The sequence below is a fragment of the Aestuariivirga sp. genome (assembly GCF_965227715.1).
Lineage (GTDB): Bacteria > Pseudomonadota > Alphaproteobacteria > Rhizobiales > Aestuariivirgaceae > Aestuariivirga.
This window is the reverse complement of sequence record NZ_OZ245771.1, coordinates 4,045,341-4,071,083: the sequence shown is the minus strand read 5'-3', so window position 1 is coordinate 4,071,083 and position 25,743 is coordinate 4,045,341. Positions and strand designations below refer to the sequence as shown.

The following is a 25,743-nucleotide window of genomic DNA, read 5'->3' as shown; positions in this document are numbered from 1 at the left end:
CCATCTTCCTCATAAAAACCTTCAAAATGAAGGACTTACGCTCCCTTTTTCATCACGCAGATGAAAAACCCGTCCGTATCATGCCGGGCTGGCGTCAGGAGCAATCCCTGATCTGACCCGTCAGCGGAATTGGGTGCCGTTCCGCCAATCATGCGGGCCCAGTGTTCGCGGTAGGGCACGACCTGCATCTCTGGGTGCCGCGCCAGAAATCCTGCCACCTGGTCCGTGTTCTCCTCCGGCAGCACCGAGCAGGTGATGTAGAGAATGGTGCCGCCGGGCCGGGCCAAATTGAATCCGTTTTCAAGCACTTGGCGCTGGTCTTTGATTCGTTGCTCGAACTGCTTGGGTGTCAGCCGCCACTTGGCATCGGGCTTGCGCCGCCAGGAACCGGAGCCGGAACAGGGCGCGTCGATGACGACGCAATCGAAGGGTCCTGCTTCGGCAAACTTGCCCTTGTCCTGGGCGGAAATGACTTCGCAATTGGTGACCCCGGCGCGCGTCAGCCGCTCAAAGATCGGGCGAAGGCGGAAGCGGTCGAGATCATGAGCGACGAGCTTGCCCTCATTCCGCATGAGCGCCGCGAGCGCCAGCGTCTTGCCGCCCGCACCTGCACAGATGTCGGCCACGCGCATGCCGGGACCAACGCCTGACAGCAAGGCGGCGACCTGCGAGCCTGCATCCTGAACCTCATACCAGCCAAGGCCATGGGCAGGCTCGGCCTCCACATTGGCATTGCGAAGCTCCGGTCCCGGCGCGGGAATGCGCACCGCAAGGGGTGACCACGGGCCTTCGACCGCCCCGAACCGCGCCAGCGCGTCGAGGACCTGGCCGCGCGTGGCCTTGAGCGTGTTGACACGCAGGTCCGCCGGAGCGCGCGTGGCAAGCGCTGCCCCCTCCTCCGCCGCGCGCGGGCCAAAGACCCGCTCATAGGAGGATACGAGCCAGTCCGGAATGTCGCCTGCAACAGACAACGACCGCTCAGCCGGAACAGCGCGCAACAGCGACTGCCGCTCCTGCCCCGTCAATTCGCCGGGCCCATGCTGCTCACCCGCCAGGGCCGCGATCTCATCGGCGGACAGGCCCCAGACGTCCCGTAACGCCGCCAGCGCCAGGGCGCGCGGGGCATCGCTCCCCATGCGGAACGACAGGGAGTTGCGGCGGCGCAGCGCGTCATAGACAAGCGTGCCGATGGCGTGACGGTCGCTGGAGCCAGCAAAGCGGTGCGCCTTGCCCCAGTCCTTCAAGGCCTCGGAGGACGGGCGGTGCCGCTCAAAAATTTCGGTAAGAACGTCGATTGCCGCAGAGACGCGGCCCGCCAGACGCATGGTCTAGCCGGTCACGTAAAGACGAACTGCAAACCAGCCCCACATGACGCCGATGATGATGAAACCTGCCACAAAGGCCTGGAAGCGGCGGATCATCTGATTGTCACCGGTGTGAATCAGGCTGTGGAGGATGCGGCTGGCGACGAAGGCCCAGGCCAGCACCACGCTCACCCAATCAACCTTCACCAGCAGCACGAGAAGCGGCAGAAGTCCGTAGAACAGAACCGGAAGCTGAAACTGGTTGTCGTAATTGTTGGAGAACTTTCGGACCTCGTCCGGCCAGCGCGAGTTGTCCAGAGCCACATCCTTGATCCGCACCTGGCCGGCTTTGGCCGCCTTGAAGCGGGCGCGGCCCATGCGGATGCCAATCACCAGGATCCAGGCGACATGAACGAAGGCGGGGAGCAGCAGCCATTGAACGATGGTCATGTTGTCACCCCTGCCCTTGATAGTTCGGCGCTTCGCGCGTGATCATCACGTCATGCACGTGGCTTTCACGCATGCCGGCAGAGGTGATGCGGATGAATTGCACACGTTCGCGAAGCTCCGCCAGATCCTCGGCGCCCACATAGCCCATGGCGGCGCGCAAGCCCCCCACGAGCTGATGCAGCACGGCCCCGACCGGACCCTTGTAGGGCACCTGCCCCTCAATCCCCTCCGGCACCAGCTTCAGGCTGTCCTTCACCTCCTGCTGGAAGTAACGGTCGGCAGAGCCACGGGACATGGCGCCCACCGAGCCCATGCCGCGGTAGGCCTTGTAGCTGCGGCCATTGTAAAGATAGACCTCGCCCGGGCTTTCATCCGTGCCGGCCAGAAGCGAGCCCACCATCGCGACCTCGGCGCCGGCGGCCAGCGCCTTGGCAAGATCGCCCGAGAGCTTGATGCCGCCATCGGCAATCACCGGCACATCCTGCTTCGCACCCTCTTCGGCGCAATCCATGATGGCAGAGAGCTGCGGAACGCCCACACCGGCCACCACGCGCGTGGTGCATATGGAGCCGGGCCCAATGCCGATCTTCACCGCATCCGCCCCGGCATCGATCAAGGCCTTCACCGCTTCGGAGGTCGCCACATTGCCCGCCACGATCTGCACCTTGTTGGACAGCGCCTTGAGGCGGGTCACCTGTGAAATGACATTGGCCGAGTGGCCATGCGCCGTATCGACCACGATCAGGTCAACCCCGGCATCGACGAGCAGGGCGGCGCGCTCGAAGCCGGCATCGCCCGTGCCGGTGGCCGCACCCACCAGCAGCCGCTCATGCTCATCCTTGGCGGCAAGCGGATGGTCGGCTGCCTTTTCCATGTCATTGACGGTGATGAGACCCACGCATTTGTAGTCGTCGTCCACCACGATCAGCTTCTCGATCCGGTATTTGTGGAGAAGCCGCCGGGCCTCGGTGCGGTCCACACCCGTCTTGACGGTGACGAGGTTCTGATTGGTCATCAGATCCGCCACCTTCATGTTGAGGTCCGTGGCGAAGCGGACGTCCCGGTTGGTAATGATGCCGCAAAGCTTGCCGCTGGCATCGACCACGGGAATGCCGGAAATCCTGTGCCGCTCTTTCAGCGCCAGAACGTCACCCAAAGTGGCATCGGGGGCGATGGTGATCGGGTTCACCACCATCCCTGATTCGAAGCGCTTCACCTGGCGCACATGCTCGGCCTGCTCGGCCGGCTCCAGGTTCTTGTGGATGATCCCCAAGCCCCCGGCCTGCGCCATGGCGATGGCAAGCCGCGCCTCGGTGACTGTGTCCATGGCCGCGGAAATGATGGGAATCGACAGTTTCAGCGATTTGGTGAGCCTGGTCCCCGTCTTCACCTGGGCCGGCAGCACGGAGGATGCGCCCGGCTTCATCAGCACGTCGTCGAAGGTGAGATATTCGGGGATATGGCGTGGCATGGGCCAACCTCTTGAAGCACAGATGAACGGAAGCGAAGATTGGCGGCTGTCCTTAACACCCGTGCACCGGCGGGAGCAAGGGGCGCTCTTGCAAATACCCCCGGTTGACGACTATCTCTGGCGGCATGATCTCACAACGTGCCCGCTATGCCTTCAAGGCCGTCGTCGCCCTCGCCCGGGCGAAACCGGGCGAAGGCCTGCAGATCCGCCAGCTGTGCGAACAGGAAAAGCTGCCGCGCAAGTTTCTGGAGCAGATCCTCCTGTCTCTCAAGGCCGCGGGCTATATCTCCAGCCGCCGCGGCCGGGATGGCGGCTATGAGCTGCTGCGGCCGGCAGACAAGATCTTCATCGGCCCCATGCTGCGCTCGGTCGATGGTCCCATCGCACCTCTGCCCTGCCTGTCCCGAACGGCCTACCGCCGCTGCGACGACTGCCGGGATGAAGCAAGCTGCGAATTGCGCCTGGCCTTCGCCCGCGCCTATGACGACTATCTTCGGAAACTCGAGACGCTGTCGCTCGCCGATGTGATGAAACAGTCGGATTCTACGCCCCATGGGAGTACCGCTGCCCTCGAGCCCCTGCCGGGCGCTGTCTAAACAGGTTTTCTTTTCAGATACTTGAGAAAAACTAAAAGGTCGACGTGCTTTGGGGCTTGATTCACGACTAATTCCGTAGACAATAGGGGGCATACGCAGACAGGAGATGCTCGTGATGCTTAACCCCTTCCGCCGCCGACTGATTTCCGGTGCCGCCGCCATTCTGGTTCTGGCCGGTACCGCCACCATGGCCCTGGCCGATCGCACCCTGCTCAATGTGTCCTATGATCCGACGCGGGAGTTCTACAAGGCCGTCAACGAAGCCTTCGCCGCCGACTGGAAGGCCAAGACGGGCGAGGTGGTGACCATCCAGCAGTCCCATGGCGGCTCCGGCAAGCAGGCCCGCGCCGTGATCGACGGACTGGAGGCCGATGTGGTGACGCTGGCACTGGCCGGTGACATCGACCAGATCGCCAACAAGACCGACAAGGTTCCGAAGGATTGGGCCACCAAGCTGCCCAACAATTCCGCCCCCTACACCTCCACCATCGTCTTCCTGGTGCGCAAGGGCAATCCCAAGGGCATCAAGGACTGGAACGATCTGGTGAAGCAGGGCGTGCAGGTGATCACGCCGAACCCCAAGACCTCCGGCGGCGCCCGCTGGAACTATCTCGCAGCCTGGGCCTATGCCGAAAAGGCACTGGGCGGTGACGAGACCAAGGTGAAGGAATGGGTGGCCGATCTCTATCGCAACGTTCCCGTTCTCGATACCGGCGCCCGCGGCTCCACCACCACCTTCGCCCAGCGCGGCATTGGTGACGTGCTGATCAGCTGGGAGAACGAAGCCTTCCTGGTGCAGGAGGAATTCGGCAAGGACAATTTCGACATCGTGATCCCGTCGCTCTCCATCAAGGCTGAGCCGCCGGTGGCCGTGGTCGAAGGAAACGCCAAGCCCAAGGGCAACCTGGATGTGGCCGAGGCCTATCTCAAATACCTCTATTCGCCCGAAGGCCAGAAGCTTGCGGCCAAGCATTACTTCCGCCCGGTTGATCCCTCCTCCGCTGATCCGGTCGATCTCGCCCGCTTCCCCAAGATCGAGCTGGTGACCATCGACAAGGACTTCGGCGGCTGGCCCAAGGCGCAGAAGGAGTTCTTTGCTGACGGCGGCGTCTTCGACCAGATCTACCGCCCGACCAACTGATGACGTTTCTGCCGTCCTCCCTGCGGCAGCCGAGCGCCCTTCCCGGTTTCGGGCTGGCGCTCGGCTTTACGCTGGCCGCCCTCAGCCTGATCGTGCTGCTGCCGCTCGCCGCCCTGGTGCTGCGCGCGGCCTCAATCGGCCCCTCGGAATTCATGCGCATCGCCACGGACGAGCGCACGCTGGCCGCCTTGCGCCTGTCCTTCGGCGCCGCGCTGGCCGCGGCGATCATCAACACGGTGTTCGGGCTGCTGATCGCCTGGGTGCTGGTGCGCTACCGCTTTCCGGGCCGCCGCATCATCGATGCCGCGGTCGATCTGCCCTTTGCACTGCCCACGGCCGTCGCAGGCATCGCCATGGCGGCCATTTACGCGCCGAACGGCCCCATCGGCGCGATTGCGCAAAGCATCGGCCTCAAGATTGCCTATACGCCCATCGGCATCGTCCTGGCGCTCACCTTCATTGGCCTTCCCTTCGTGGTGCGCACCGTGCAGCCCGTCCTTGAAGAGGTCGAAACCGAAATCGAGGAGGCCTCTGCGCTGCTGGGTGCGAGCCGCCTGCGCACCGTCTTCCAGGTGGTGCTTCCCCATGTCTATCCGGCCCTCCTCACCGGCTTCGCGCTGGCCTTCGCGCGGGGCGTTGGTGAATATGGCTCCGTCATCTTCATTGCCGGCAACATTCCATTGGTCTCCGAGATTGCCCCGCTGCTCATCGTCATCAAGCTCGAGGAGTTCGACTATGGCGGAGCAACGGTCATCGCCACGCTGATGCTGGCGATTTCCTTCGCCATGCTCTTCCTCATCAACGCCGTTCAGGGCTGGAGCCGCGCGCGCTATGGCAATGTCTGACGCTGTCCTCCCCCGCCCCTATGCGCCCGAACGCGCCACCAGCGAAACCACGCTGACGAGATTCGTGCTGATCGCGATTGCCGCGCTGTTTCTCGCAGCGATCCTGTTTCTGCCGCTGGTCATCGTCTTCGTGGAAGCGTTTCGCAAAGGCTCCGAAGTCTTCCTCGAAGCCTTCCAGGATCCGGACACGCTGGCGGCGATCCGCCTCACCCTTCTGGTGGCGGCCATTGCCGTGCCGTTCAACGCCGCTGTGGGCCTCTCGGCCTCATGGGCCATTGCCAAGTTCGAGTTCCGCGGCAAGAACCTGCTGCTGACATTGATCGACCTGCCCTTCTCGATCTCGCCCGTCATTTCGGGTCTGGTCTATGTGCTGCTGTTCGGCGCGCAGGGCTGGCTCGGGCCATGGCTCACCGCGCATGACATTCACATCATCTTCGCCGTGCCGGGGATCGTTCTTGCAACGGTGCTCGTCACCTTCCCCTTCGTGGCGCGAGAGCTCATCCCGCTGATGCAGTCTCAGGGAACAGCCGAGGAAGAAGCCGCGATGACGCTGGGCGCCTCCGGCTGGCACACGTTTTTCAAGGTGACGCTCCCCAATGTGAAGTGGGCACTGCTTTATGGCGTGCTGCTCTGCAACGCGCGGGCGATGGGAGAGTTCGGCGCCGTCTCCGTGGTCTCGGGCCACATCCGCGGCCTCACCAACACCATGCCGCTCCACATCGAGATCCTCTACAACGAGTATAACTTTGTAGGCGCCTTTGCCGTGGCCACATTGCTTGCAGGGCTTGCCCTGTTCACCCTTCTCGCCAAGAGCCTGCTGGAATGGCGCTTCGCCGGCGAACTCGCCGCCGAGCGCCGCCGGCATTGACCATCAGGAGACTGCCCATGTCCGTCCCCGTCAGCGTACGCAACCTCGAAAAGAATTTCGGGCGCTACCCGGCACTTCGCGATGTCTCGCTTGATATTGCCGGTGGCGAACTGGTGGCATTGCTCGGTCCGTCGGGATCCGGCAAAACCACCTTGCTGCGCACCATCGCAGGGCTGGAGCAGCAGGATTCAGGGCATGTGTTCTTCGGCGATCTCGATGCCAATGGCCTGAGCCTCCGCGAACGCCGCATCGGCTTCGTGTTCCAGCACTATGCGCTGTTCCGGCACATGAAGGTGTTCGACAACATTGCCTTCGGACTGCGTGCCAGGCCGCGGCTGACCAGGCCGTCTGAAGTGATGATCCGGTCCAAGGTGCTCGAGCTCCTGAACCTCGTGCAGCTCGATGGGCTGGAAGGCCGCTATCCCGCACAGCTCTCCGGCGGCCAGCGCCAGCGCGTGGCACTGGCCCGCGCTCTCGCCATCGAGCCCCGCGTGCTGCTGCTGGACGAACCTTTCGGCGCGCTCGATGCCAGGGTGCGCAAGGATCTGCGCAAGTGGCTGAAGGAACTGCACCAGCGCACCGGCCACACCACCCTGTTCGTCACCCATGACCAGGACGAAGCCTTCGAGCTGGCGGACCGCATCGCCATTCTCGACAAGGGGCGCATTGAACAGGTGGGAACCGCGGAAGACATCATCGCTCGGCCCGCAACCCCCTTCGTCGACAGCTTCATCGAAGGCATCGCCCGCGCCCACGGCCCGGACAAGGGCCGCGAATGGCCAAAGCCGCAGGTGGTTGTGCGGCGGTAAAGGAGCGGGTCCTGCCCCGAGCGAGACCGTCAGCCGACTGACGAAACTAGCCCTTCCCGCCCCTGAAGCCCATGGCGAGCACGAAGAGTTCGGCGGAATCATCCCGGCTGGCCATTGGCTTCACATGGCGCACGCTGGTGAAATCCTTCTTCATCATCTTCAGCATTTCGCCTTCCGTGCCGCCGCGCAGCACCTTGGCGAGGTAGGTCCCGCCGGGCCGCAGCACCTGCTTGGCAAACTCGTAGCCGGCCTCGGCAAGCGTCATGATGTTGATGTGGTCGGTCTGGCGGTGGCCCGTCGCATGGGCAGCCATGTCGGAGAGCACGCAATCGGCCTTCTCGCCGCCCAGTGCCTCGATCAGCAGCGCTGGCGCGTCTTCCTCCAGGAAATCCTTCTTGAAGATGGTGACGGCGGAGAGGGGCTCCATGCCATGCATGTCGATGGCGATGACCTTGCCCTTGCCTTCTTCCGCCTTCACCCGCTTGACCGCCACCTGGCTCCAGCCGCCGGGGGCAGCGCCCAGATCAACAATGCGGCCGCCGGTTCTCAGGAATTTATACTTGTCGTCAATCTCCGTCAGCTTGAAGGCCGCGCGTGAGCGGTAGCCCAGCTTCTTGGCTTCGTGCACATAGGGATCGTTGAGCTGGCGCTCGAGCCAGATTTTCTGGGACACCGTGCGCCCCTTGCCGGTCTTCACGCGCACCTTGAGGCGTGTGCCCGGCTTGTTGCCACTACCCGGACGGGTCATACGGCCCTCCCATAAGTTCCGTCTTCCTTCATCAGCATGGTGAGAATACCTTCGCGAAGCCCGCGATCCGCCACGCGGATGCGCTCGGCCGGAAAGGCCAGCCTGATTTCCTCCAGAATGGCACAGCCCGCCAGCACCAGATCCGCCCGTTCGCGGCCGATGCAGGGGTTGGCGGCGCGCTGCTCATAGGTCAGATGCAGGAGCCGGTTCGTCACCGCGCCAATGTCCTCGCTGGTGAGCCAGCAGCCATCGACGCGTGACCGGTCATACCGCGCAAGCCCCAGCTGCACGCCGGCAATGGTCGTGACCGTGCCGGAGGTGCCGAGGAGATGCGACGGCACCGGCGGAAGCCCGCCATTTGCCGCCGAAACCTGTGCGGCGAATTCAACAAGCATCGGCCGCAGATGATCGCGCATCGCGGCAAAGGAACTGGGCGTCACATCCACCCCGCCCCCAAAGCGCTCGGAAATGGTCACCACGCCGGCCGCAAGCGAGGTCCAGGCCACCGTCTCGAAGCGGGCGCCGTTGCGGCGCATCCAGAGAACTTCCGTGCTGCCGCCACCGATGTCGAAGACGAGTGCGGTTTCAGCCTCAAGGTCAACCAGCGGTTCGGCACCCACGGCCGCAAGGCCTGCTTCCGTTTCCCGGTCGATGATTTCCAGCGCGAGTCCGGTTTCCTGCTTCACGCGGCTGATGAAGTCGGGGCCGTTCTCGGCCATGCGGCAGGCTTCGGTTGCCACCAGCCGCACCCGCTCCACACTCCGCCAGCGTAATTTGTTGGCACAGACCCGGAGCGCATCAATGGTGCGGCTCATCGCATCTTCACTCAGCCGGCCCGTCTGGGCCAGCTGCTCGCCAAGGCGGACGATGCGGGAAAACGCGTCCACCACCGCAAAACCATGCGCATTGGGCGTGGCGATGAGAAGGCGGCAGTTGTTGGTGCCGAGATCGAGCGCCCCATAAAGGCCACCCGGCGGCTGCTCGCGCGAGGCAGGCGGTTTCCGGGCATGCTGAGCACCGGCCGCCGGCTTGCGCCGTGACCGGTTCATCCCCGGCCTGCTGGTCGCATCCACGTCCTAAACCTTTCAACGGCGGCCGGTACTCGACGGAAAGAACCCGGAGGGGCGGCGGCCGTCCTGCAATCATTGCGTTATGCCGAATGTAACAGGTTCGAGGGTGCGTCACAAAGTAATAATCCCATCGAAACTGGGGGTGTGAGTTAACCTGAAGTTGAGAGCTCTCTCTGTATATGGAGGCATAACATGTGTGGATGAGTTATGCGTTCGTTCGGTCCCAAATGGTTCAAGGAAGGCTCGCTGATCGGTGAGTATTCCGATCATCTGGGCATTGGCCTCACCCAGAAAAAGCAGTCGATCGCGCTCAGGGCGGCCAAGGTGGATGCGGAGCTTGCCTCCAAGGCCAAGTCCGAGTTCATCGCCAATATGAGCCATGAGCTCCGGACGCCGCTCAACGCCATCATCGGCTTTTCGGAGATGATCCACACCGGCACGGCGACCGGGCCCGAGAAGGTCCATCAATACACGGGCTACATCAGCCAGGCGGCCGAACACCTGCTGGAACTGATCAACGGCATTCTGGACGTCTCGAAGATCCAGGCCGGCAAGCTGTCGGTCGAGCGCGAGCCTATCGATCTGGGGCCCATCCTGTCCTCCTGCCTGCTGATCGTGGAAGCAAAGGCGCGGGAAAAGAACATCTCCGTCAGCTGCGCCCGCCCGGACAGCCTGCCCTTGCTGATGGCCGATCCGCTGCGGCTGAAGCAGATCCTCATCAATCTTCTGGGCAATGCGGTGAAGTTCACGCCTGACAGCGGCAAGGTGAAGGTCGCAGCCACCGTGTCATCGCCCGGCTACGCCCTCATCAGCGTGGAGGACACGGGGATCGGCATGTCCCCCCAGGAGGTCGAAACCGCGCTGAGGCCCTTCGGCCAGGTCGATTCCGCCTTCAACAAGCGCCATGAAGGCACCGGGCTCGGGCTTCCCATCGCCCTGAGCCTGACCAAGCTCCATGGCGGAGATCTGATCGTCCAGTCGGAAAAGGGTTCCGGCACGCGCATCACCATCAGTCTCCCCCTCGCTCGGCCTCACGGCCATGACCCTCAACTTCATTGAGAATTGGACAAGATGACCCCACAGGACCTGCCCATGTTTCTCGCGCCGCTTTCCTCTCCGATTCGGGTTCCGGCCCCGAAGCCGAATCTCCAGAGAGACCGCGTCGGCCGCATCGTGGCGGTGACTGGTGCTCACGCCGTCCTCCTCGTTGACGCGGATGACAGCGACCCATCCGGAAAGACGCCCGAAATCGGAACGCTCCTCCGGGTCGATACGGATCGTGCGATTTCGCTCTGCATCGTCTCGGCCTTGTCATCGCCGATGCCCAGCCACTCGCTGGATGACCCCGAGCTTCGCATCATCGAGGTCGAGTTCCTGGGTGAGCTCTCGAAGGATGAGAACGGAGAACCCACCTCCTTCCGCCGCGGAGTTTCGAGCTATCCATCGCTCGGCGATGTGGTCTACCGCGCCTCCAAATCCGAGCTCGAAAAAGCCTATGCCTATGATACGGATTCGGCGATCCGCGTTGGCCACATCGCGCAGGATGAGGCCATTCCGGCCATGGTCAAGATTGATGATCTCCTGGGCAAGCATTTTGCCATTCTCGGCACCACCGGCACCGGTAAATCCTGCACCGTGGCACTGCTGCTGCGGCGCATCCTCGAGAAGAACCCGCAAGGCCACGTGCTGCTGCTCGACGTCCACCGGGAGTATGCGCACGCCTTCAAGGACATGGCGGAGATCATCAGCCCCGCCAACATGAACCTGCCCTTCTGGCTCCTGAATTTCGAGGAGATCGTCGAAATCCTGATTGGCCAGCAGCCAAACCGCGAAACCGATGTCGAGGTGCTGCGCGAACTGATCCCCATCGCCAAGCTGCGCTACATGAACAATCAGCGGCGCGAGCGGCCCGGCCTGCAGCGCACGCGCGATCCGGTGGAGCCAACCTCGGTGGGCGTCGACACCCCCGTCCCCTACCGCTCGTCGGATCTGATCGGCATCATCGACGAGCATACGGGCAAGCTGGACCTGCGCGGCGAACTCGCCCCCTACAAGCGCCTGAAGGCCAGGCTGGAGGCGATCAATCGCGACTCCCGCTATGCCTTCATGTTCGGCTCGCTCACCGTGCAGGACACCATGTCCCAGATCCTGGCGCGGCTGTTCCGCATTCCGGTCAATGGCAAGCCCATCGCCATTCTGGAGCTGGGTGGCCTTCCCTCCGAAATCGTCAATGTGGTGGTCTCGGTCCTGGCCCGCCTCGCCTTTGATTTCGGCGTGTGGAGTGCGGGGCGGATCCCCATCACCTTCATCTGCGAAGAGGCCCACCGCTATGTGCCGGTGGACAAGACCCTGGGCTTCGAGCCCACCAAGCGCTCCATCTCCCGCATCGCCAAGGAGGGCCGGAAATACGGGATTTCCCTGTGCATCGTCTCCCAGCGCCCGGCGGAACTCGATGCCACCATCCTGTCCCAGTGCAACACCATCTTCGCCATGCGCCTGTCGAACGAGCGCGACCAGGCAATCCTGCGGGCGGGCGTCTCGGATGCCGCCAGCAGCCTTCTCGATTTCATGCCCACCATGGGCACGGGCGAGGCGATCACCTTTGGTGAAGGCGTGGCGCTCCCCACCCGCCTGAAATTCGACCCGCTTCCGCAGGAGGAATGGCCGATGAGCAACACCGCCTCCTTCACCGATGCCTGGGCGCGTGAGATGCCGGAAGACGGTTATCTGCAGGACATCGTGCTGCGCTGGCGCGCGCAGAGCTTCGCCCCCGAAGGCTCGATCTTCGATATTCCCCAGCAGGCCGCCTTCGGCCAGCAGAACACGGCCGAGAGCCCGTCTGGCTCACTGCGCCGCACCCTGTCCGCTCAGGCGTCAGCAGCCGGCAGCCCTCCCATGCCGAACGGTGAAGATCGCCAAAGCCTCGCAAGCCTGATCCGCCAGATCCGAAGTTGAACGGGCAAGATACGCCCCGACGAATTCACTGGCTGTTTCTCCCAGCAAGCCTAACCTCCGCCCGCGAAACCGGCGGCAGAACACCCAGGGCAATGTGGAGGACACATTATGAAACATATTATGAAATCGATATTATTCAGAACAGGGCTACTGGCTCTGCTCCTGCCTGCGGCAGCAGCCAGTGCTGTGGCTGCCGATGAACCGAATTTAGTCGGTGTCTGGAAGGGCTCCGCCATCGCGGTCCACATTGGTGACACGCCTTACCGCAAGTCCGATGGCGAAATCACCTTTGGCGAAAAGCAGATCGAATTCACCTACACGATCAGCCAGCAGAAGGGTCCTCTCTTCTCCGGCCAGATGACGGCCATGGATAAGTCCGAAGTGCTGATCGGATCCCTCCAGCCGGACGGCAAGGGCGGCGTCATGCTGGATGACGACGGCCAATACGCCTTCACCCTCCCCGCACCGGACCGGATGGACGCCTGCTATTCGCACATGAAACCCAACAGCAAGGTCGTCACCTGCTGGACCCTGACCAAAGCCAACTGACCAGCCCCCGGGCGGCGCCCCAGCGCCCCCGGACGTTCCGCCAACGCCGGGATGAGCCTTGCAATGGTCGTCCACTATGCTATTGGAGCGCGGCACAAACGCATGACCGTTGAAGCAATGACCAGCAGGCCCTGTACCCCGGTACAGGTTAATCCGAGCTAAGTTGTTGATTTAATGGGGGATCGTCTAACGGTAGGACCGCGGACTCTGACTCCGCTAGTCTAGGTTCGAATCCTAGTCCCCCAGCCAATTTTTTCCTTTTATTTTCAAAGCTTAAGCTTCTCAGACAAGTCGGACAGAAACGACACGGAACGCGAACAGCGCCGCACGGAAGTCGGCACAGACAGTTTTGGAAGGTTATCTTGAGAAGGAGGACGCTTGTTCGACGCGAAATGGCTTGATGTTCTTCGATGGCCTTTGCGCCATACGATCCCGATTGCTGTCGCCAGCACCGTGCTGCTCATCATGGTGTATGTGAGGTTCTTAGACCTTGGGCAACTCGGTCCGTACGGTTTCCCCGTTCTGGCTATTGTCTCGGTACTATCATGTACCATCGTCGTCGTCGGGGCAGTAAACCACCTCTTGGAACCCGTACGTCAGGCTCGAAAGGCCAAGACCCTTTCTGTTCGTCGTCAGGTCCGCAGGCAGGAAGAAGAAGCAGAGCGAACAGTAAGGAATGCCAGAATCCTCAAGTCACTGGATCATCTGTCCAGGGAAGAAATCAGGGTACTAATTGGGGCCCTGGAAGCGGGCTCTCCCACATTCTACGGTTGGGCTTACGCCTCAAACGTCGCTATGCTTCAAGGCAAGAACTTGGTGTGGACTCCAGGGGGAGCGCACAATCAAGACCATTATCCTTTTTGTTTTCATGACTTCGTATGGGACGAGATTGTCCGACGCCGCGAGGAATTCACTTCCAAATGGCACGGACTGAAAGCCGCAGAAAAGAAGCGATGACGAAGTTGGAGTGCCTCACTCCACCTTCCCCAGCCCCTGATGCCACGTGACCGCGTGCTGCAACTCCTTCGCCCATGTGAGCCAGGCATTAAACTTCGCCCGGAAAGCGACCTTGGCCTCCTCGAGGCTTTCGGTGTCGCCGGCGCTGGGCGCACCCCGAAGCACTTCACCTCGCTGCACCATTCGAAAGACGCTCCGGAGGCTGGCGATTGCAGCCTGGTTGCCCGTGTTTCCGTCAGTCTGACCATGGAGACTGTGTGAGCGCCGTGTAAGCAGCAAGGAACACTTATTGGCGATTTCGGGCGACTCAATCCCCGAAAAATCATCAATATCAAGTATGCGCTACAACCATCCACTGTCTGAGGCGGGACTCTGACTCCGCTAGTTTAGGTTCGAATCCTAGTCCCCCAGCCAACCTTCGCACCTTGCAGAAGTTTACCCCCATGTTCCGTTGAAGCATACGCTTCGCCTTCATTCCGCAGATTGTCTTGTCACTTCGTCAACCACACCCACGGAGACTTCCCAACTCCCCGTGCATCCGGCAGCAGATTCAGTCTACAATCGTTCTCAGCGCCAGCGCGCCGGAGATCGCATGACCACAATCCTCTGCAATGAGGCGTTCCACGAAGACGTGGGCCACGCCTTCAACGAGCTGATCACACTGGATCAGCTGACCCGCCTTCCGGAGGACAGCCGGCTGCGGGTACTGCAATCGTTACCGCCTGCCCTTCTGAGGCAGGCGCTGGAGACAAGGGACCGCGCAGCCCCAAGCCACCCCGGCGCCGTGCCGCCCGCGTGAGGTGCAGGCCTCAGCGCAGCCTGTCGAAACCCTTACCGAGGTGGTGGGCGCCCTGGTGATCGGCGGCGGACAGGCCATCCTGCGAAAGCTCATCGAGAATGGGGCAATCGGGCCTTCCGTCGCCGTGGCAGGTGCGGGCCAGATGCTTCAGCGCTTTTGCCATGGACTGGATCTCGCGCATCTTGGCTTCGAGTACGTCCACATGCTGAAGGGCGATGCGCTTCACGTCACTGCTCGCCCGCGTGCGGTCACGCCAGAGTTCCATGAGCGTTGCGATCTGCTCCACGGTGAAGCCTAAGTCGCGCGCGCGCCTGATGAAGCGCAGCGCATGAATGTCGCTCTCCGCATAGATGCGATAGCCGGACGCCGTCCGCTGCGGCCGCGCAATGAGGCCCGCCTGCTCGTAATAGCGGATCATCTTGGCGGATACGCCGGAGGCCGCTGCTGCATCGCCGATGTTCATGGCTGTGCCTCCTGGAAAAGTGGCCGGTAACGCCGGAGCCTCAACGCGTTGGTGACCACGAAAACGCTGGAGAGCGCCATGGCCCCCGCCCCGATCATGGGCGAGAGCAGCGTGCCGTTCACCGGGTAGAGTGCGCCCGCCGCCACAGGGATTAGCAGCACATTATAGGCGAAGGCCCAGAACAGGTTTTCCTTGATGTTGCGGATCACCGCCCGCGACAGGCCAATGGCGTTGGGAACGCCCATCATGTCACCCGACATCAGCACCACATCAGCGCTTTCGATCGCAATGTCCGTTCCGGTGCCGATGGCGATCCCCACATCGGCCGCGGCCAGCGCCGGCGCATCATTGATGCCGTCGCCCACGAAGGCCACGCGCTGGCCTGTGGATTTGAGGCGGCGGATCGCCTCCACCTTGCCCTCGGGCAGCACCTCCGCCACCACCTCGTCAATGCCAAGCTCTGCCGCAATCGCCTCCGCCGTGCGGAGGTTGTCACCGGTGATCATGGCAAACTTGAGGCCCATGGCGTGAAGGGCGCTAACCGCCGCGGCCGCCGTCTGCTTCACCGGGTCCGCGACGGCGATGATCGCGGCAAGCTGGCCCCCCACCGCCACATAGAGCGGCGTCTTGCCCTCCCGCGCCAGCCGTTCCGCACTGCTGGAGAACGCGGACACATCAAGCCTGAGCTTCGCCATGTAGCGATCAGCCCCCACGGCCACTTCCATGCCATTGATGCGGCCCGTGGCACCGTAGCCCGGCACGGCGTCAAATCCATTCACTTCGGGAACGATCAGCCCCCTGCCCTTTGCAGCGGCGAGGATCGCAGTAGCGATCGGATGCTCGGAATTTGCTTCCACCGCCGCGGCCAGCGCCAGCACGTGATCGGCCTCCATGCCGCCCGCCACCTCGAAGTCGGTGAGCTGCGGCCGCCCTTCCGTCAGCGTGCCGGTCTTGTCGACGGCGATGATCTGAACGTCGCGCAGGCTCTGCAGCGCCTCGCCCTTGCGGAACAGCACACCCAGCTCCGCCGCGCGGCCGGTGCCCACCATGATGGAGGTGGGTGTCGCCAGCCCCATGGCGCAGGGGCATGCGATGATGAGGACGGCCACGGCATTGACCAGGCCAAAGGTCAAGGCCGGTTCCGGACCGAAGACGAGCCACGCCAGAAAGGTCAGTGCGGCAACGCCCATCACTGCGGGCACGAACCAGGAGGTGATGCGGTCCACCAGCGTCTGGATCGGCAGCTTGGCGCCTTGCGCCTCCTCCACCATGCGGATGATCTGCGCCAGCAGCGTATCAGCGCCCACCTTGGTGGCGCGATAGGTGAAGCTCCCCGTCTTGTTGATGGTGCCGCCCACGACCTCATTGCCCTGGCCCTTCTCGACGGGCACCGGCTCACCGGTGATCATCGACTGGTCGACATAGGAACGGCCTGAGACGACCACGCCGTCAACCGGCAGCCTGTCGCCCGGCCGCACCTGCACGATGTCGCCCACCACCACATCGGCCAGCGGCACATCGGTCATCGCACCGTTCCGCTCCACGCGTGCGGTCTTGGCCTGAAGCCCCGCGAGCTTTGCCACCGCCGCACTGGTGCGCCCCTTGGCCCGCGCCTCAAGAAGCCGCCCAAGCAGGATCAGCGTCACGATCACCGCCGAGGCTTCATAATAAACATTGGCCGTTCCCGCGGGCAGCAGGCCAGGCCAGAAGGTCGCGACCACCGAATAGCCCCAGGCCGCTGTGGAGCCCAGCACCACCAGCGAGTTCATGTCAGGCGAAAGCCGCAGCAGCGCGGGAATGCCCTTCACATAAAAGCGAAGACCGGGCCCGAACTGCACCACGCTCGCCAGCACAAAGTAAAAGACATAGAGCGAGAAGCGGTCAACCCCATGCAGCCGGTGTGCAAGGGCTGGGACCAGATGCGCCCCCATTTCCAGCACAAACAACGGCAGGGTGAACACCGCGGCGATCCAGAAGTCGCGCCGGAGCCTGCGGTACTCCTCGTCCTTCGCCGCCTGATGCGCTTCGGCTGCGATTTGGCGCGGCGCATAGCCGGCCTTGCGGATCGCCGCCTCGATGGGCTGGAGCGGCATCCCCGCCTTTGCCACGATGCTCGCCCGCTCCGTGGCGAGGTTGACGGAGGCCGAAGAAACGCCCGGCACCGCCGCAATGGCCTTCTCCACGCGCCGAACGCAGGAGGCACAGGTCATACCGTCGATACCAAGATCGAAACGCCTGGAAGCTGGGATCATCTGATTCATGCTGCGGCCCTCATGCGTACCGCTTATGGACCTTCCAACGATGGGAGGGTCAAGCGGCCTTTTCAAGACGAAGGGCTCTTGACCTTCCCACGTTGGCAAGCTCCATCTCTCGGGGCAGGCACATCGTGAAGGAGACTCGCCAATGAAATTCACCGTACCGGACATGACCTGCGGCCACTGCGTTGCAACTGTCACACGCGCGATCAAGGATCTCGATGCCGCGGCCGAGGTGAAGGTTGATCTGGCCGCCAAAAGTCTTGCCGTGGAGACCAATCTGCCAGCAGCAGTTGTTTCCAAGGCCCTGGATGACGCGGGCTATCCGAACGCTGCGGCGGGTTGAGGCCTGGGGCTCTCCCGTCTAGTGTTGGCTGGCAGCCGGGATGGGCGAAGGGAACCAAAGAACACGTGACGCAGAATGATCTTGGCGAAGAGAAGAGCGGGCCGCAAAAGCCACACCGGCTGTCCGACATCATCCGCTCCATCGACACCCGGGAGGACATGACCATTGGGCAACTGGCCGATTCCCTCGGGGATCGGGCTTTCGGCGCCCTGATGTTCATCTTCGCGGTGCCGAACGCGCTTCCCATGCCGCCGGGAACCTCTGCCATTCTGGGCCTGCCGCTGGTCATCCTCACCTGGCAGGTGCTGGTTGGGCGGCATTCGCTGTGGCTTCCCAAGCTGGTGCGGGACCGGCGGATCTCGCGCGAGATGCTGGAGCGCTTCGTGAGCCGGGTCACGCCCATCATGGCCAGGCTCGAACGCATCCTGAAGCCGCGCCTGGGCTTTCTCGTCACCTCGGACGTGGCCGAGCGCGTCCTCGGCCTCGTCGCCTTTCCCCTGGCGCTGATCCTGTTCCTGCCCATTCCCTTCGGCAATATTCCCCCCGCCGCCGCCATTGCCTGCCTGGCGCTGGGCCTGGCGGAGCGGGACGGGCTTGCCGTTGCCGTGGGCTATGCATTGGCGCTGGCCTCGACCGCCATCCTCGCAGCCGTGTCATCAGCCCTCTATGTCGGGGTCGTCGCCTTTTTCCGGGCCCTGTTCGGCATGTAGGCTTCCTGCGCGGCCAAGCTTCCCCTCTCCGGCCAATCCTGCTATCGGGCCTCATCCCGCTTTGCTGACCGAAGGAATTCCCCCTTGTCCTCTCCCGTTCTGACCGTGATGACCGCCGCCGTCCGCAAGGCGGCCCGGACGCTGCAGCGTGACTATGGCGAGCTCGCCAATCTCCAGGTCTCCCAGAAGGGCCCCGGCGATTACGTGACCGCGGCGGACAAGCGCTGCGACAAGATCCTGCGCGAAGAGCTGGCCAAGGTACGCCCCGGCTATTCCTTCCTGACCGAGGAAACAGGTGCCGTCCCGGGCACGGACCCCGATCACCGCTTCATCATCGACCCGATCGACGGCACCACCAACTTCATGCACTCCGTGCCCTTCTTTGCGATCACCATTGCGCTCGAGCGCAAGAACGAGCTCGTGGCGGCGATCACCTACAACCCGATCACCGATGAAATGTATTCGGCCGAAAAGGGCGGCGGCGCCTTCCTCAACAACAAGCGCCTGCGCGTGGCCCAGCGCCGGGACATCCATGAATCGCTTGTGAGCTACGAGACGCCCCATCGCGGCGGCAAGGAACTGCCCCTGTCCAGGGCGGAAATCTCCGTGCTGCAGGCCCGCGTCATCGGCATCCGCGGCACGGGCTCGGCGGCCCTTTCCCTCGCCTATGTGGCGGGCGGCCGCTTCGATGCCATGGTCTGCCGCAACATCAATTCATGGGACATGGCTGCAGGCATCCTGCTGGTGCGCGAGGCGGGCGGCTTCATCGCCGATCCCGACTCGGACAAGAACCCGATGGAAACCGGCAACATCCTGGCCACCAACGCCGATCTCCTGCCCCAGTTCAAGGATGCGCTGAGCAAGGCGCGCGCGGCCTGATCGTCAAGGCGCGTCCGTCACATGCCGGGTTCGATGGGCTTCTCGATCGCACCGCCCGCTTCGGCCCAATCCTTGAAGGCCCCGAGATTATAGACGGCTTCATAGCCCAGCTGTTTCAGCGTCCGCCCGGCAAGGGCGGAACGGCCGCCCGAGGCGCAATAGACGATGATGGGCCGCGCGCGGTCGAACTTCTTGTCGTGATAGGGTGACTCAGGGTCGGCGCGGAATTCCAGCATGCCGCGCGAGACATGCAGTGCCCCTTCCACCTTGCCGCTCTTTTCCACTTCCGGCGCATCGCGCACATCGAGGATGAGGGCGCCCTTGCCGATCAGCGCGCGGGCCTCGTCCTGGCTGATCCGCGGCACGGCGGCATTCGCCTCTTCCATCATCTGCTTCACACTGGTTGCCATGGCATCCTCCCTGGAAGCCTCAGGCTATGCCCCTGCTCCGTTCAAGACAAAGCACGTTCTTGCATGAGGGTTCACCGCAGGCGGAATGCGGAAGATCAGCTGGCCTTCACGCAGCGATATTTCCGGTGGCCGGATTTGTTGGTGTACCAGACGGCGCGATAGGACCCGCAGGCATCCGTCCTCCGCGCCGAACTCACGCGCTTGCGGGGTGCGGGATCGGGCTTTGGCGTTGGCACCGCCACGTCAACCTCCTCGTCACCGGCAGGCAACACCTGCATCGCGGCCATGCGCGGCACGGCTCTGGGGACGGTGAGGCTCCCCGTCACATCGTCCGGCGCATCAGCGGCGCGCGGCTTCACCAGCATGGCGATCACATCGGGGTCGGTCGCGGCGGAACGGGGGATGATTTCAATATCGCCGGTCTCAGCATCCTGGCGGATCAGCACGGCACAGTGCACCTTGCCGGCATCCGTGATGCCGTCGCCGTGCTGGAGCGGGCTCAGGCACTGCGAGCCGACGAGAATGACGACTTCGACAAGCTTCATGGGACGTCCTCAAACACTTACTTACTGCCGCCCCACGGCTCTTCTTAGCAAGAACAAGGGGTTGGGTTCAATGCCCAAGAGTCAACCCCGGCAGTAAGCCTCAAAGTGCACATAAGGAGGTTTTGTTCCCGGCAGCTGGGGGCGCGGGATTCCGGCGGGAACCGCGCCCCCCGCCCCTGTCAGAGAACCCCGGCCAGAATGCCAATGCCCGCCAGAGACATGGCGCCGCCCGTATAGCGCACCACCCTGTCAAACCGCCCATGGGCCAGAGAACCGGTGGCAAGGCCCAGCCCGACGCCCAGGCCATGGAGCATGGCGGTGGCGATCATGAAGCCCGCCGCAAAGCTGAGGCCCGCCGCATCCGCTGGCATTTCCGCGCCATGGGCATGGCCGTGGAATATGGCGAAGAAGCCCACAAGCCCCAGCGCCGCCGCCGTGGGGAGCCGCACCTCGAAGGCAACCGCCGCACCCAGCACGATCACGGAAGCCGCAATGCCAAGCTCGACCAGGGGAAGGTTCACGCCATAAACCCCCAGCACGCCGCCCACCGCCATCATGCCCACGAAGGCCAGCGGCACCAGCCACAGGGCCCGGCCGCCGCGCTGCGCGGCATAGAGGCCCACCGCTACCATGGCGAGGATATGGTCAAGCCCGCTGAAAGGATGCGAGAAGCCATGCACGAACCCCGATGCATCACCCGCCCCCGTGTGGGCATGGGCCAGCCCCGTCATCACCAGCATCGCCCCTGCAAACGAAAGTGCCCGAATTGAATATCTTGCCATGTGCCGCTCCTGTTGCTCTTGCCGGGTGCACCATTGCACCACGTATGGCTGGCAGCAGACTACCGGCCCCGCGCGAAGTCGGGAAGGCACCGCAGCTGAGGGGAGACGTGAGTTTCGCGAATGGCGACCCCGGTTGGATTCGAACCAACGACCTAGTGCTTAGAAGGCACTTGCTCTAGTCCAGCTGAGCTACGGAGTCTTTGCCGTCAGTGGGTCCAGTTGGTGGACCGGCCGAACTTGAAATTGTCGGAATAGGATTTCTTGATGAATTTCGCCGCCGGGGCTTCGGGCAGCACGGTGAAGGCCAGGCCTTCGCGTTCGCAATAGGCGATGGCTTCTTCCTTGGTGTCGAAGCTCAGGGTCAATTGCTGGCGGGTGTCGGCAGACGAGGTCCAGCCCATCAGCGGGTCCACCGTGCGGGGCTCCCGTGCTTCGAACTGCAAGAGCCACTGATCATACTTCGCCTTGCCGGATTGCATGGCATTGCGGGAGGGCTTGAAGATGCGGACGGGCATGGGCTCTCTTCTCGTTTTCGCGTCACTGGCGGAAAGGCCGTGGTCGGGGTGGCCAGATTCGAACTGACGACCCCCTGCGCCCAAGGCAGGTGCGCTACCAGACTGCGCTACACCCCGATACCGGGCCTTCCGATCAGATGTGCCTCATATCCGATAAGCCCTGCCCGGGGCAAGGCTCAGGCTGAGGCCGGGAGGCACTCTATTGCGCGGTGCCGAAGAGCCGGTGATAAACCTTGTCGCCAGACCGGATGCCGAGCTTCTTGGTGGTGCCCCCGGCAAGCTCCAGCACACCCAGCACGGGCTCGGTGATCCCTACCGTGTCGAGCGATTTGGGCACGGTGTTCTCGGCGATATAGGCAATGGTGCCATCGGCCCGGATGAACAGCATGTCGAGGGGGATGTAGGTGTTCTTCATCCACATCGACACCGGGCGCGGTTCGCCGAAGTCGAACAGCATGCCGCGGTTTTCCGGCAGGCGCTGGCGGAACATCAGCCCGCGCTCGCGCGATTGCTCGGTATCGGCGATTTCCACCGTGAACATGGTGGCATCGTTTTCGGTCGCGATGGTCAGCGGCTCGATCTTGGTGAGGGGTGCTGCCTCGTCTGCCCACACCGGTGCAGGAGACAGAGCGAGCAAGGCAAAGATGACCAGGGTGAGGGCATAGCGGAGCATGGGTCCCGATCCTTCCCGCCGAAATGTTGCGAAACGATGGCCTATTGCGTGTGGGCGGGGCCGCCTTCGAGCGAGAGCCGCACTTCGGCCGCCATCTTGCCCTTCGGCCCATCCCCGAAGCGCACATAGATCCAGGTGTCCGGCAGCAGATCGGCAATGGCCGTCTTGCGCAGGGTTTCCATGTGGATGAAAATATCCGGCGCACCTTCGCCTTCAGAGGCGAAGCCGAAGCCACGGGCCCGGTTGAACCATTTGACCTTGGCCCGGATCCAGGCGCTCGACGGCGTCACATTGGTGTGGGTGCGCGGGCGGCGTTCCACCGGGTTGATGGCCGTCGAACTGTCGACCGTCAGCACGCGCAGGCACTGATAGCCCTTCTGGCGCGCCACCGCCTCGCAGATAATGCGGGTGCCTTCGAGCGGCGCGTCGAAACCGTCACGCTTCAGGCAGCTCAGATGCAGGAGAACATCCTGCATGCCGTTGTCCGGAATGATGAAGCCATAACCGCGGCCGACGTCGAACCACTTGACCAGCCCGCTGACCTGCACAATGCGAATATTGTTCTCAGGCGCGTCATTCAGTGTTGGACCCGTCTCGCCCTTGAATTCGCCGCTCACCGTCATGTCACCAACTCTGTCCCCGGTGCGGCCAAATCCAAGTCCTGCCGCCGTTCCGCCCCAATCTGCTCAAATCCAAAGGGTTTGTACAGTCCGCGCTGGCGGCCTCGTGTGGAAAACCGGAGGTCGCAATTCGCTATCATCCGGGATGTGGCAGAAAGGCCACGCGCTTTGCAGTCCAACACCCATGAAACACGATGCAATTGCCGCTCTTTGCACAATCGCAGGTGTTTTGCTGCAAAGGCGAAAGCTTGTACGCTTTCGGCGGACGCACTGCTTTCCGCAACCCAGACTCCGCGCCGGATTGCGGCAGCCGTGCCACGCCTTCAGCACATTGATTCGTTTTTCAGCCCGAATCGATCTGCGCCATCACGGCGCGCAGCACCGGCGCGCTGTCGGCGTGGATCACGAGGTCCGCCAGCCCGTCGAGACCCGTCTCCTCGCGGTTGAGGATGACGAGCGGCGTCCGGTTCTGCTTCGCCAGCACGGGAAAGCCCGCCGCCGGAAACACCTGCAGCGAAGATCCAATCGCAATGAAGAGATCGGCATTCAGCGTTGCCGCACGCGCATCCGCCATGTCCTGCTCGGGCATCGCCTGCCCGAAGGAGATGGTGGCCGATTTGACGATGCCGCCGCAGCTCACGCAATGCGGAGCCCGAGCTTTCGCGGCGATGTCCTCTGCCACCCAGGAGAGTTCATGGCGAAGCCCGCAGGAGAGGCATTTCGCATAGGTGCCATTGCCGTGGATCTCGATGATCTGCTCCGCCGGAACCCCCGAAGTCAGATGCAGGCCATCGATGTTCTGGGTGATCACATGGGACACATGCCCGCGCGCCACGAGGGAAGCGACGGCCTTGTGGCTTTCCCCAGGTTCGGCACGGGCAATCGTCTCGCGGATCATCAGGAAGCGCCGCCAGGCTTCGAGCCTGGTGTCCGGCGAGGCGAGGAAGGCGCTGAATTCGATGGGCTTGTATCTCGTCCAGAAGCCGCCGGGTGAACGAAAGTCCGGTATGCCGCATTCGGTGGAGATCCCCGCCCCGGTAAAGACCACTGCGCGCCGGGCGCGCTGGACCATGCCTGCCAGGTCTTCTATGTCTGTCTCATTCAAGAGGTGACACCATGAAATATCTCCACACCATGATCCGCGTTTCCAACCTGGAGCAGTCTCTCGACTTCTTCATCAACAAACTGGGCTTCGTCGAGCAGCGCCGCTACGAAAACGAGAAGGGCCGCTACACCCTCGCCTTCGTCGCCGCCCCCGAAAGCCCGGATGCACCCGTCGAGCTCACCTACAACTGGGATCCGGAAGTCTATACGGGTGGCCGCAACTTCGGCCATCTGGCCCTGGGCGTCGACAATATCTACGATTATTGCTCCAATCTCCAGAAGCACGGCATCACCATCAACCGCCCCCCGCGCGACGGCCGCATGGCCTTTGTGAAGACGCCGGACGGAATTTCGATCGAGCTCCTGCAGAAGGGCGATGCGCTGCCCGTGGCCGAGCCCTGGGCCTCGATGCAGAACACCGGCAGCTGGTAGGATTACGTTCATGATGCGCGCGCTCTTCGTCCTGGTGCTGGCGTCCCTCTTTGCCGTCCCTGCCCTGCCGGCAGCGGCGGCGGCGAAAGAGCCGCCCAACATCGTCTATATCGTGGCTGACGATCTGGGGTGGAAGGACGTGGGCTTCCACGGCTCCGACATCCAGAGTCCGATGCTCGATGCTTTGGCAAAGCAGGGCGCGCGCTTCAACCAGTTCTATGCCCAGCCCATGTGCACGCCCACCCGTGCAGCGTTGATGACCGGGCGCTATCCCTTCCGCTATGGCCTGCAGACCGGCGTCATCCCGTCGGGCGGCAGCTATGGCCTCGCGACCGATGAATATCTCCTGCCACAAATGCTCAAAGACCGCGGCTATGAGACGGCCCTCATCGGCAAGTGGCACCTGGGCCATGGCAAGCGCGAATACTGGCCCAGGCAGCGCGGCTTCGATCACTTCTATGGCGCGCTGGTGGGCGAGATCGACCATTTCAAGCACGCCTCGCATGGCGTGAAGGACTGGTATCGCGACAACACGCCGCTTGAAGAGGCGGGCTATGACAACACGCTGTTCGGCGAAGAGGCCGCACGGCTGATCAACGGCCTCTCGGGCGAAAAGCCCCTGTTCCTTTATCTCGCCTTCACCGCCCCGCATTCGCCCTTCCAGGCGCCGGAGAAGGACATCGCCCGCTATGCCGGGATCGCCGATGAGCAGCGGAAGCTCTATGCCGCCATGGTAAGCGCCATGGACGACTCGATCGGGCTGGTGCTCGCCGCGCTTGAGGCCAAGGGCATGCGCGAGAATACGGTGATCGTGTTCCAGAGCGACAATGGCGGCGTGCGCTCCGCGCTTTTCGCAGGCGAATCCAAGGTGGGTGACAAGCTGCCCGCCGACAACGGCCCCTACAGGGAGGGCAAGGGCACGCTCTATGAAGGCGGCACCCGCGTTGCGGCCCTCATCGACTGGCCGGGGCACATCAAGCCCGGCGTGATCGAGGGCATGGCGCATGTGGTCGACATGTATCCCACACTTGCCGCCATCGCCGGTGCCAAGCTGGAAAAGAACAAGCCGCTCGACGGCATCGATCTCTGGCCGTCGATCCGCGAGGGCAAGCCCACGCCGCGGAAGGAGGTGGTCTATAATGTCGATCCCACCGGTGGCGCCATCCGCGAAGGTGACATGAAGCTCGTGTGGTCCGCGGGCCTTCCCGGCAAGGTGGAGCTGTTCAACATCGCGAAGGACCCGGGCGAGGCGAGAAATATCGCGGCGGAAAACCCGAAGCGCGTCGCAGCCCTCAAGGAGCGGCTGATCGCGCTGTCACAGCAGATGGTGCCGCCGCTCCTCATCATGGAGGCGATCAAGCTCACCTTCGGCGCTCCGCCGATTGCGGCCGAACCCTCCACCATGTTCAACGAGATGGGGCCCTGAGGCCGCGGCACGCATTCTTGT

28 protein-coding genes, 3 tRNA genes and 1 pseudogene are annotated in these 25,743 nt (G+C 63.1%); 16 read left to right on the top strand and 16 right to left on the bottom strand.

What is annotated here, in order from left to right; genetic code table 11:
• Nucleotides 1-35: 35 nt before the first annotated feature.
• Genes ACO06F_RS19400 through guaB form a run of 3 tightly spaced genes read right to left on the bottom strand, consistent with a single transcriptional unit; the run spans nucleotide 36 to nucleotide 3,225 of the window.
• Nucleotides 36-1,325, bottom strand: a complete 1,290-nt coding sequence (locus ACO06F_RS19400; protein ID WP_421694367.1) for an RsmB/NOP family class I SAM-dependent RNA methyltransferase — start codon at nucleotides 1,323-1,325, stop codon at nucleotides 36-38.
• 3 nt (nucleotides 1,326-1,328) lie between these two features.
• The gene (locus ACO06F_RS19395; RefSeq protein ID WP_421694366.1) at nucleotides 1,329-1,754 is read right to left on the bottom strand and encodes an MAPEG family protein; all 426 of its coding nucleotides are present in this window, start codon (nucleotides 1,752-1,754) and stop codon (nucleotides 1,329-1,331) included.
• A gap of 4 nt (nucleotides 1,755-1,758) precedes the next feature.
• Nucleotides 1,759-3,225 (bottom strand): IMP dehydrogenase, encoded by a 1,467-nt coding sequence (guaB, locus tag ACO06F_RS19390; RefSeq protein WP_421694365.1) that lies wholly within the window; start codon nucleotides 3,223-3,225, stop codon nucleotides 1,759-1,761.
• Between the two features lie 125 nt (nucleotides 3,226-3,350).
• Between guaB and ACO06F_RS19385 the strand changes: the two genes are divergently transcribed.
• From ACO06F_RS19385 to ACO06F_RS19365, 5 genes and pseudogenes are all read left to right on the top strand, one after another.
• Nucleotides 3,351-3,821, top strand: coding sequence for an RrF2 family transcriptional regulator (locus ACO06F_RS19385; RefSeq protein WP_421694364.1), 471 nt, complete (start codon nucleotides 3,351-3,353; stop codon nucleotides 3,819-3,821).
• A gap of 187 nt (nucleotides 3,822-4,008) precedes the next feature.
• Nucleotides 4,009-4,962: a sulfate ABC transporter substrate-binding protein gene (locus ACO06F_RS19380; protein ID WP_421696726.1), complete on the top strand. Its 954-nt coding sequence runs from the start codon at nucleotides 4,009-4,011 to the stop codon at nucleotides 4,960-4,962.
• The gene (gene cysT / locus ACO06F_RS19375) at nucleotides 4,962-5,807 is read left to right on the top strand and encodes a sulfate ABC transporter permease subunit CysT (protein ID WP_421694363.1); all 846 of its coding nucleotides are present in this window, start codon (nucleotides 4,962-4,964) and stop codon (nucleotides 5,805-5,807) included. Before ACO06F_RS19380 ends, cysT begins: the two co-directional genes overlap by 1 nt.
• A complete protein-coding gene (gene cysW / locus ACO06F_RS19370) occupies nucleotides 5,800-6,675 on the top strand; it encodes a sulfate ABC transporter permease subunit CysW (protein ID WP_421696725.1) in 876 nt (291 codons plus the stop codon). The genes cysT and cysW overlap by 8 nt, the downstream gene beginning before the upstream one ends.
• A gap of 17 nt (nucleotides 6,676-6,692) precedes the next feature.
• Nucleotides 6,693-7,409: pseudogene (locus tag ACO06F_RS19365) on the top strand (sulfate/molybdate ABC transporter ATP-binding protein); the annotation flags it as partial.
• Nucleotides 7,410-7,530: 121 nt separating this feature from the next.
• On the opposite strand, the gene ACO06F_RS19360 reads toward ACO06F_RS19365, so the two are convergent.
• Nucleotides 7,531-8,232, bottom strand: coding sequence for an RlmE family RNA methyltransferase (locus ACO06F_RS19360; protein ID WP_421694362.1), 702 nt, complete (start codon nucleotides 8,230-8,232; stop codon nucleotides 7,531-7,533).
• Entirely contained in the window at nucleotides 8,229-9,281 is a 1,053-nt protein-coding gene (locus ACO06F_RS19355; RefSeq protein ID WP_421694361.1) for a Ppx/GppA phosphatase family protein, read from the bottom strand. Before ACO06F_RS19355 ends, ACO06F_RS19360 begins: the two co-directional genes overlap by 4 nt.
• Before the next feature lie 228 nt (nucleotides 9,282-9,509).
• Here ACO06F_RS19355 and ACO06F_RS19350 point away from each other — a divergent pair, with 228 nt between their 5' ends.
• The 6 genes from ACO06F_RS19350 (at nucleotide 9,510) to ACO06F_RS19325 (ending at nucleotide 14,562) form a co-directional block, all read left to right on the top strand.
• Entirely contained in the window at nucleotides 9,510-10,361 is an 852-nt protein-coding gene (locus ACO06F_RS19350; protein WP_421694360.1) for a sensor histidine kinase, read from the top strand.
• Nucleotides 10,362-10,373: 12 nt separating this feature from the next.
• Entirely contained in the window at nucleotides 10,374-12,257 is a 1,884-nt protein-coding gene (locus tag ACO06F_RS19345; RefSeq protein WP_421694359.1) for an ATP-binding protein, read from the top strand.
• Between the two features lie 186 nt (nucleotides 12,258-12,443).
• Nucleotides 12,444-12,806, top strand: coding sequence for a hypothetical protein (locus ACO06F_RS19340; protein ID WP_421694358.1), 363 nt, complete (start codon nucleotides 12,444-12,446; stop codon nucleotides 12,804-12,806).
• A gap of 175 nt (nucleotides 12,807-12,981) precedes the next feature.
• Nucleotides 12,982-13,055, top strand: a tRNA-Gln gene (locus ACO06F_RS19335).
• Between the two features lie 129 nt (nucleotides 13,056-13,184).
• Nucleotides 13,185-13,763, top strand: a complete 579-nt coding sequence (locus ACO06F_RS19330; RefSeq protein ID WP_421694357.1) for a hypothetical protein — start codon at nucleotides 13,185-13,187, stop codon at nucleotides 13,761-13,763.
• A 592-nt stretch (nucleotides 13,764-14,355) separates the two neighbouring features.
• Complete coding sequence (locus ACO06F_RS19325; RefSeq protein WP_421694356.1) at nucleotides 14,356-14,562, top strand: hypothetical protein; 207 nt, start codon at nucleotides 14,356-14,358, stop codon at nucleotides 14,560-14,562.
• A 10-nt stretch (nucleotides 14,563-14,572) separates the two neighbouring features.
• On the opposite strand, the gene cueR is transcribed toward ACO06F_RS19325, so the two are convergent.
• Nucleotides 14,573-15,025, bottom strand: a complete 453-nt coding sequence (cueR, locus tag ACO06F_RS19320) for a Cu(I)-responsive transcriptional regulator (protein WP_421694355.1) — start codon at nucleotides 15,023-15,025, stop codon at nucleotides 14,573-14,575.
• Nucleotides 15,022-17,286 (bottom strand): heavy metal translocating P-type ATPase, encoded by a 2,265-nt coding sequence (locus ACO06F_RS19315; RefSeq protein WP_421694354.1) that lies wholly within the window; start codon nucleotides 17,284-17,286, stop codon nucleotides 15,022-15,024. Before ACO06F_RS19315 ends, cueR begins: the two co-directional genes overlap by 4 nt.
• 142 nt (nucleotides 17,287-17,428) lie before the next feature.
• Between ACO06F_RS19315 and ACO06F_RS19310 the strand changes: the two genes are divergently transcribed.
• The 3 genes from ACO06F_RS19310 (at nucleotide 17,429) to ACO06F_RS19300 (ending at nucleotide 19,215) form a co-directional block, all read left to right on the top strand.
• On the top strand, nucleotides 17,429-17,626 hold the full coding sequence (locus ACO06F_RS19310) for a heavy-metal-associated domain-containing protein (RefSeq protein WP_421694353.1): 198 nt from the start codon (nucleotides 17,429-17,431) through the stop codon (nucleotides 17,624-17,626).
• Nucleotides 17,627-17,691: 65 nt separating this feature from the next.
• Nucleotides 17,692-18,336 carry an exopolysaccharide biosynthesis protein gene (locus tag ACO06F_RS19305; protein ID WP_421694352.1) on the top strand — a complete coding sequence of 215 codons (645 nt, stop codon included), beginning with the start codon at nucleotides 17,692-17,694 and terminating at the stop codon, nucleotides 18,334-18,336.
• Between the two features lie 84 nt (nucleotides 18,337-18,420).
• Nucleotides 18,421-19,215, top strand: a complete 795-nt coding sequence (locus tag ACO06F_RS19300; protein ID WP_421694351.1) for an inositol monophosphatase family protein — start codon at nucleotides 18,421-18,423, stop codon at nucleotides 19,213-19,215.
• A 17-nt stretch (nucleotides 19,216-19,232) separates the two neighbouring features.
• On the opposite strand, the gene ACO06F_RS19295 is transcribed toward ACO06F_RS19300, so the two are convergent.
• The 9 genes from ACO06F_RS19295 to ACO06F_RS19255 form a co-directional block, all read right to left on the bottom strand.
• Nucleotides 19,233-19,625: a rhodanese-like domain-containing protein gene (locus tag ACO06F_RS19295; RefSeq protein ID WP_421694350.1), complete on the bottom strand. Its 393-nt coding sequence runs from the start codon at nucleotides 19,623-19,625 to the stop codon at nucleotides 19,233-19,235.
• Nucleotides 19,626-19,720: 95 nt separating this feature from the next.
• Complete coding sequence (locus tag ACO06F_RS19290) at nucleotides 19,721-20,170, bottom strand: hypothetical protein (RefSeq protein WP_421694349.1); 450 nt, start codon at nucleotides 20,168-20,170, stop codon at nucleotides 19,721-19,723.
• Nucleotides 20,171-20,349: 179 nt separating this feature from the next.
• Nucleotides 20,350-20,952, bottom strand: a complete 603-nt coding sequence (locus tag ACO06F_RS19285) for a HupE/UreJ family protein (protein WP_421694348.1) — start codon at nucleotides 20,950-20,952, stop codon at nucleotides 20,350-20,352.
• Nucleotides 20,953-21,073: 121 nt separating this feature from the next.
• Nucleotides 21,074-21,151, bottom strand: a tRNA-Arg gene (locus ACO06F_RS19280).
• Between the two features lie 7 nt (nucleotides 21,152-21,158).
• Nucleotides 21,159-21,467 (bottom strand): ETC complex I subunit, encoded by a 309-nt coding sequence (locus ACO06F_RS19275; RefSeq protein ID WP_421694347.1) that lies wholly within the window; start codon nucleotides 21,465-21,467, stop codon nucleotides 21,159-21,161.
• A gap of 40 nt (nucleotides 21,468-21,507) precedes the next feature.
• Nucleotides 21,508-21,584: transfer RNA gene (locus ACO06F_RS19270), tRNA-Pro, on the bottom strand.
• 82 nt (nucleotides 21,585-21,666) lie between these two features.
• Nucleotides 21,667-22,140, bottom strand: a complete 474-nt coding sequence (locus ACO06F_RS19265) for a DUF192 domain-containing protein (RefSeq protein WP_421694346.1) — start codon at nucleotides 22,138-22,140, stop codon at nucleotides 21,667-21,669.
• Nucleotides 22,141-22,181: 41 nt separating this feature from the next.
• Nucleotides 22,182-22,763 carry a cold-shock protein gene (locus tag ACO06F_RS19260; RefSeq protein ID WP_421694345.1) on the bottom strand — a complete coding sequence of 194 codons (582 nt, stop codon included), beginning with the start codon at nucleotides 22,761-22,763 and terminating at the stop codon, nucleotides 22,182-22,184.
• 340 nt (nucleotides 22,764-23,103) lie between these two features.
• The gene (locus ACO06F_RS19255; protein WP_421694344.1) at nucleotides 23,104-23,832 is read right to left on the bottom strand and encodes an SIR2 family NAD-dependent protein deacylase; all 729 of its coding nucleotides are present in this window, start codon (nucleotides 23,830-23,832) and stop codon (nucleotides 23,104-23,106) included.
• 44 nt (nucleotides 23,833-23,876) lie between these two features.
• Here ACO06F_RS19255 and ACO06F_RS19250 point away from each other — a divergent pair, with 44 nt between their 5' ends.
• Nucleotides 23,877-24,296, top strand: a complete 420-nt coding sequence (locus ACO06F_RS19250; RefSeq protein ID WP_421694343.1) for a VOC family protein — start codon at nucleotides 23,877-23,879, stop codon at nucleotides 24,294-24,296.
• Nucleotides 24,297-24,306: 10 nt separating this feature from the next.
• Nucleotides 24,307-25,722, top strand: coding sequence for an arylsulfatase B (locus ACO06F_RS19245; protein ID WP_421694342.1), 1,416 nt, complete (start codon nucleotides 24,307-24,309; stop codon nucleotides 25,720-25,722).
• Nucleotides 25,723-25,743: the final 21 nt, after the last annotated feature.

What these genes read in the sequence shown, in the direction of transcription:
- ACO06F_RS19400 (WP_421694367.1), bottom strand. Translation starts at nt 1,325, where the DNA reads ATGCGTCTGGCGGGCCGCGTCTCTGCGGCAATCGACGTTCTTACCGAA.
- ACO06F_RS19395 (WP_421694366.1), bottom strand. Translation starts at nt 1,754, where the DNA reads ATGACCATCGTTCAATGGCTGCTGCTCCCCGCCTTCGTTCATGTCGCC.
- guaB (WP_421694365.1), bottom strand. Translation starts at nt 3,225, where the DNA reads ATGCCACGCCATATCCCCGAATATCTCACCTTCGACGACGTGCTGATG.
- ACO06F_RS19385 (WP_421694364.1), top strand. Translation starts at nt 3,351, where the DNA reads ATGATCTCACAACGTGCCCGCTATGCCTTCAAGGCCGTCGTCGCCCTC.
- ACO06F_RS19380 (WP_421696726.1), top strand. Translation starts at nt 4,009, where the DNA reads ATGGCCCTGGCCGATCGCACCCTGCTCAATGTGTCCTATGATCCGACG.
- cysT (WP_421694363.1), top strand. Translation starts at nt 4,962, where the DNA reads ATGACGTTTCTGCCGTCCTCCCTGCGGCAGCCGAGCGCCCTTCCCGGT.
- cysW (WP_421696725.1), top strand. Translation starts at nt 5,800, where the DNA reads ATGTCTGACGCTGTCCTCCCCCGCCCCTATGCGCCCGAACGCGCCACC.
- ACO06F_RS19360 (WP_421694362.1), bottom strand. Translation starts at nt 8,232, where the DNA reads ATGACCCGTCCGGGTAGTGGCAACAAGCCGGGCACACGCCTCAAGGTG.
- ACO06F_RS19355 (WP_421694361.1), bottom strand. Translation starts at nt 9,281, where the DNA reads ATGAACCGGTCACGGCGCAAGCCGGCGGCCGGTGCTCAGCATGCCCGG.
- ACO06F_RS19350 (WP_421694360.1), top strand. Translation starts at nt 9,510, where the DNA reads ATGCGTTCGTTCGGTCCCAAATGGTTCAAGGAAGGCTCGCTGATCGGT.
- ACO06F_RS19345 (WP_421694359.1), top strand. Translation starts at nt 10,374, where the DNA reads ATGACCCCACAGGACCTGCCCATGTTTCTCGCGCCGCTTTCCTCTCCG.
- ACO06F_RS19325 (WP_421694356.1), top strand. Translation starts at nt 14,356, where the DNA reads ATGACCACAATCCTCTGCAATGAGGCGTTCCACGAAGACGTGGGCCAC.
- cueR (WP_421694355.1), bottom strand. Translation starts at nt 15,025, where the DNA reads ATGAACATCGGCGATGCAGCAGCGGCCTCCGGCGTATCCGCCAAGATG.
- ACO06F_RS19315 (WP_421694354.1), bottom strand. Translation starts at nt 17,286, where the DNA reads ATGAATCAGATGATCCCAGCTTCCAGGCGTTTCGATCTTGGTATCGAC.
- ACO06F_RS19310 (WP_421694353.1), top strand. Translation starts at nt 17,429, where the DNA reads ATGAAATTCACCGTACCGGACATGACCTGCGGCCACTGCGTTGCAACT.
- ACO06F_RS19295 (WP_421694350.1), bottom strand. Translation starts at nt 19,625, where the DNA reads ATGGCAACCAGTGTGAAGCAGATGATGGAAGAGGCGAATGCCGCCGTG.
- ACO06F_RS19290 (WP_421694349.1), bottom strand. Translation starts at nt 20,170, where the DNA reads ATGAAGCTTGTCGAAGTCGTCATTCTCGTCGGCTCGCAGTGCCTGAGC.
- ACO06F_RS19285 (WP_421694348.1), bottom strand. Translation starts at nt 20,952, where the DNA reads ATGGCAAGATATTCAATTCGGGCACTTTCGTTTGCAGGGGCGATGCTG.
- ACO06F_RS19275 (WP_421694347.1), bottom strand. Translation starts at nt 21,467, where the DNA reads ATGCCCGTCCGCATCTTCAAGCCCTCCCGCAATGCCATGCAATCCGGC.
- ACO06F_RS19265 (WP_421694346.1), bottom strand. Translation starts at nt 22,140, where the DNA reads ATGCTCCGCTATGCCCTCACCCTGGTCATCTTTGCCTTGCTCGCTCTG.
- ACO06F_RS19260 (WP_421694345.1), bottom strand. Translation starts at nt 22,763, where the DNA reads ATGACGGTGAGCGGCGAATTCAAGGGCGAGACGGGTCCAACACTGAAT.
- ACO06F_RS19255 (WP_421694344.1), bottom strand. Translation starts at nt 23,832, where the DNA reads ATGGTCCAGCGCGCCCGGCGCGCAGTGGTCTTTACCGGGGCGGGGATC.
- ACO06F_RS19250 (WP_421694343.1), top strand. Translation starts at nt 23,877, where the DNA reads ATGAAATATCTCCACACCATGATCCGCGTTTCCAACCTGGAGCAGTCT.
- ACO06F_RS19245 (WP_421694342.1), top strand. Translation starts at nt 24,307, where the DNA reads ATGATGCGCGCGCTCTTCGTCCTGGTGCTGGCGTCCCTCTTTGCCGTC.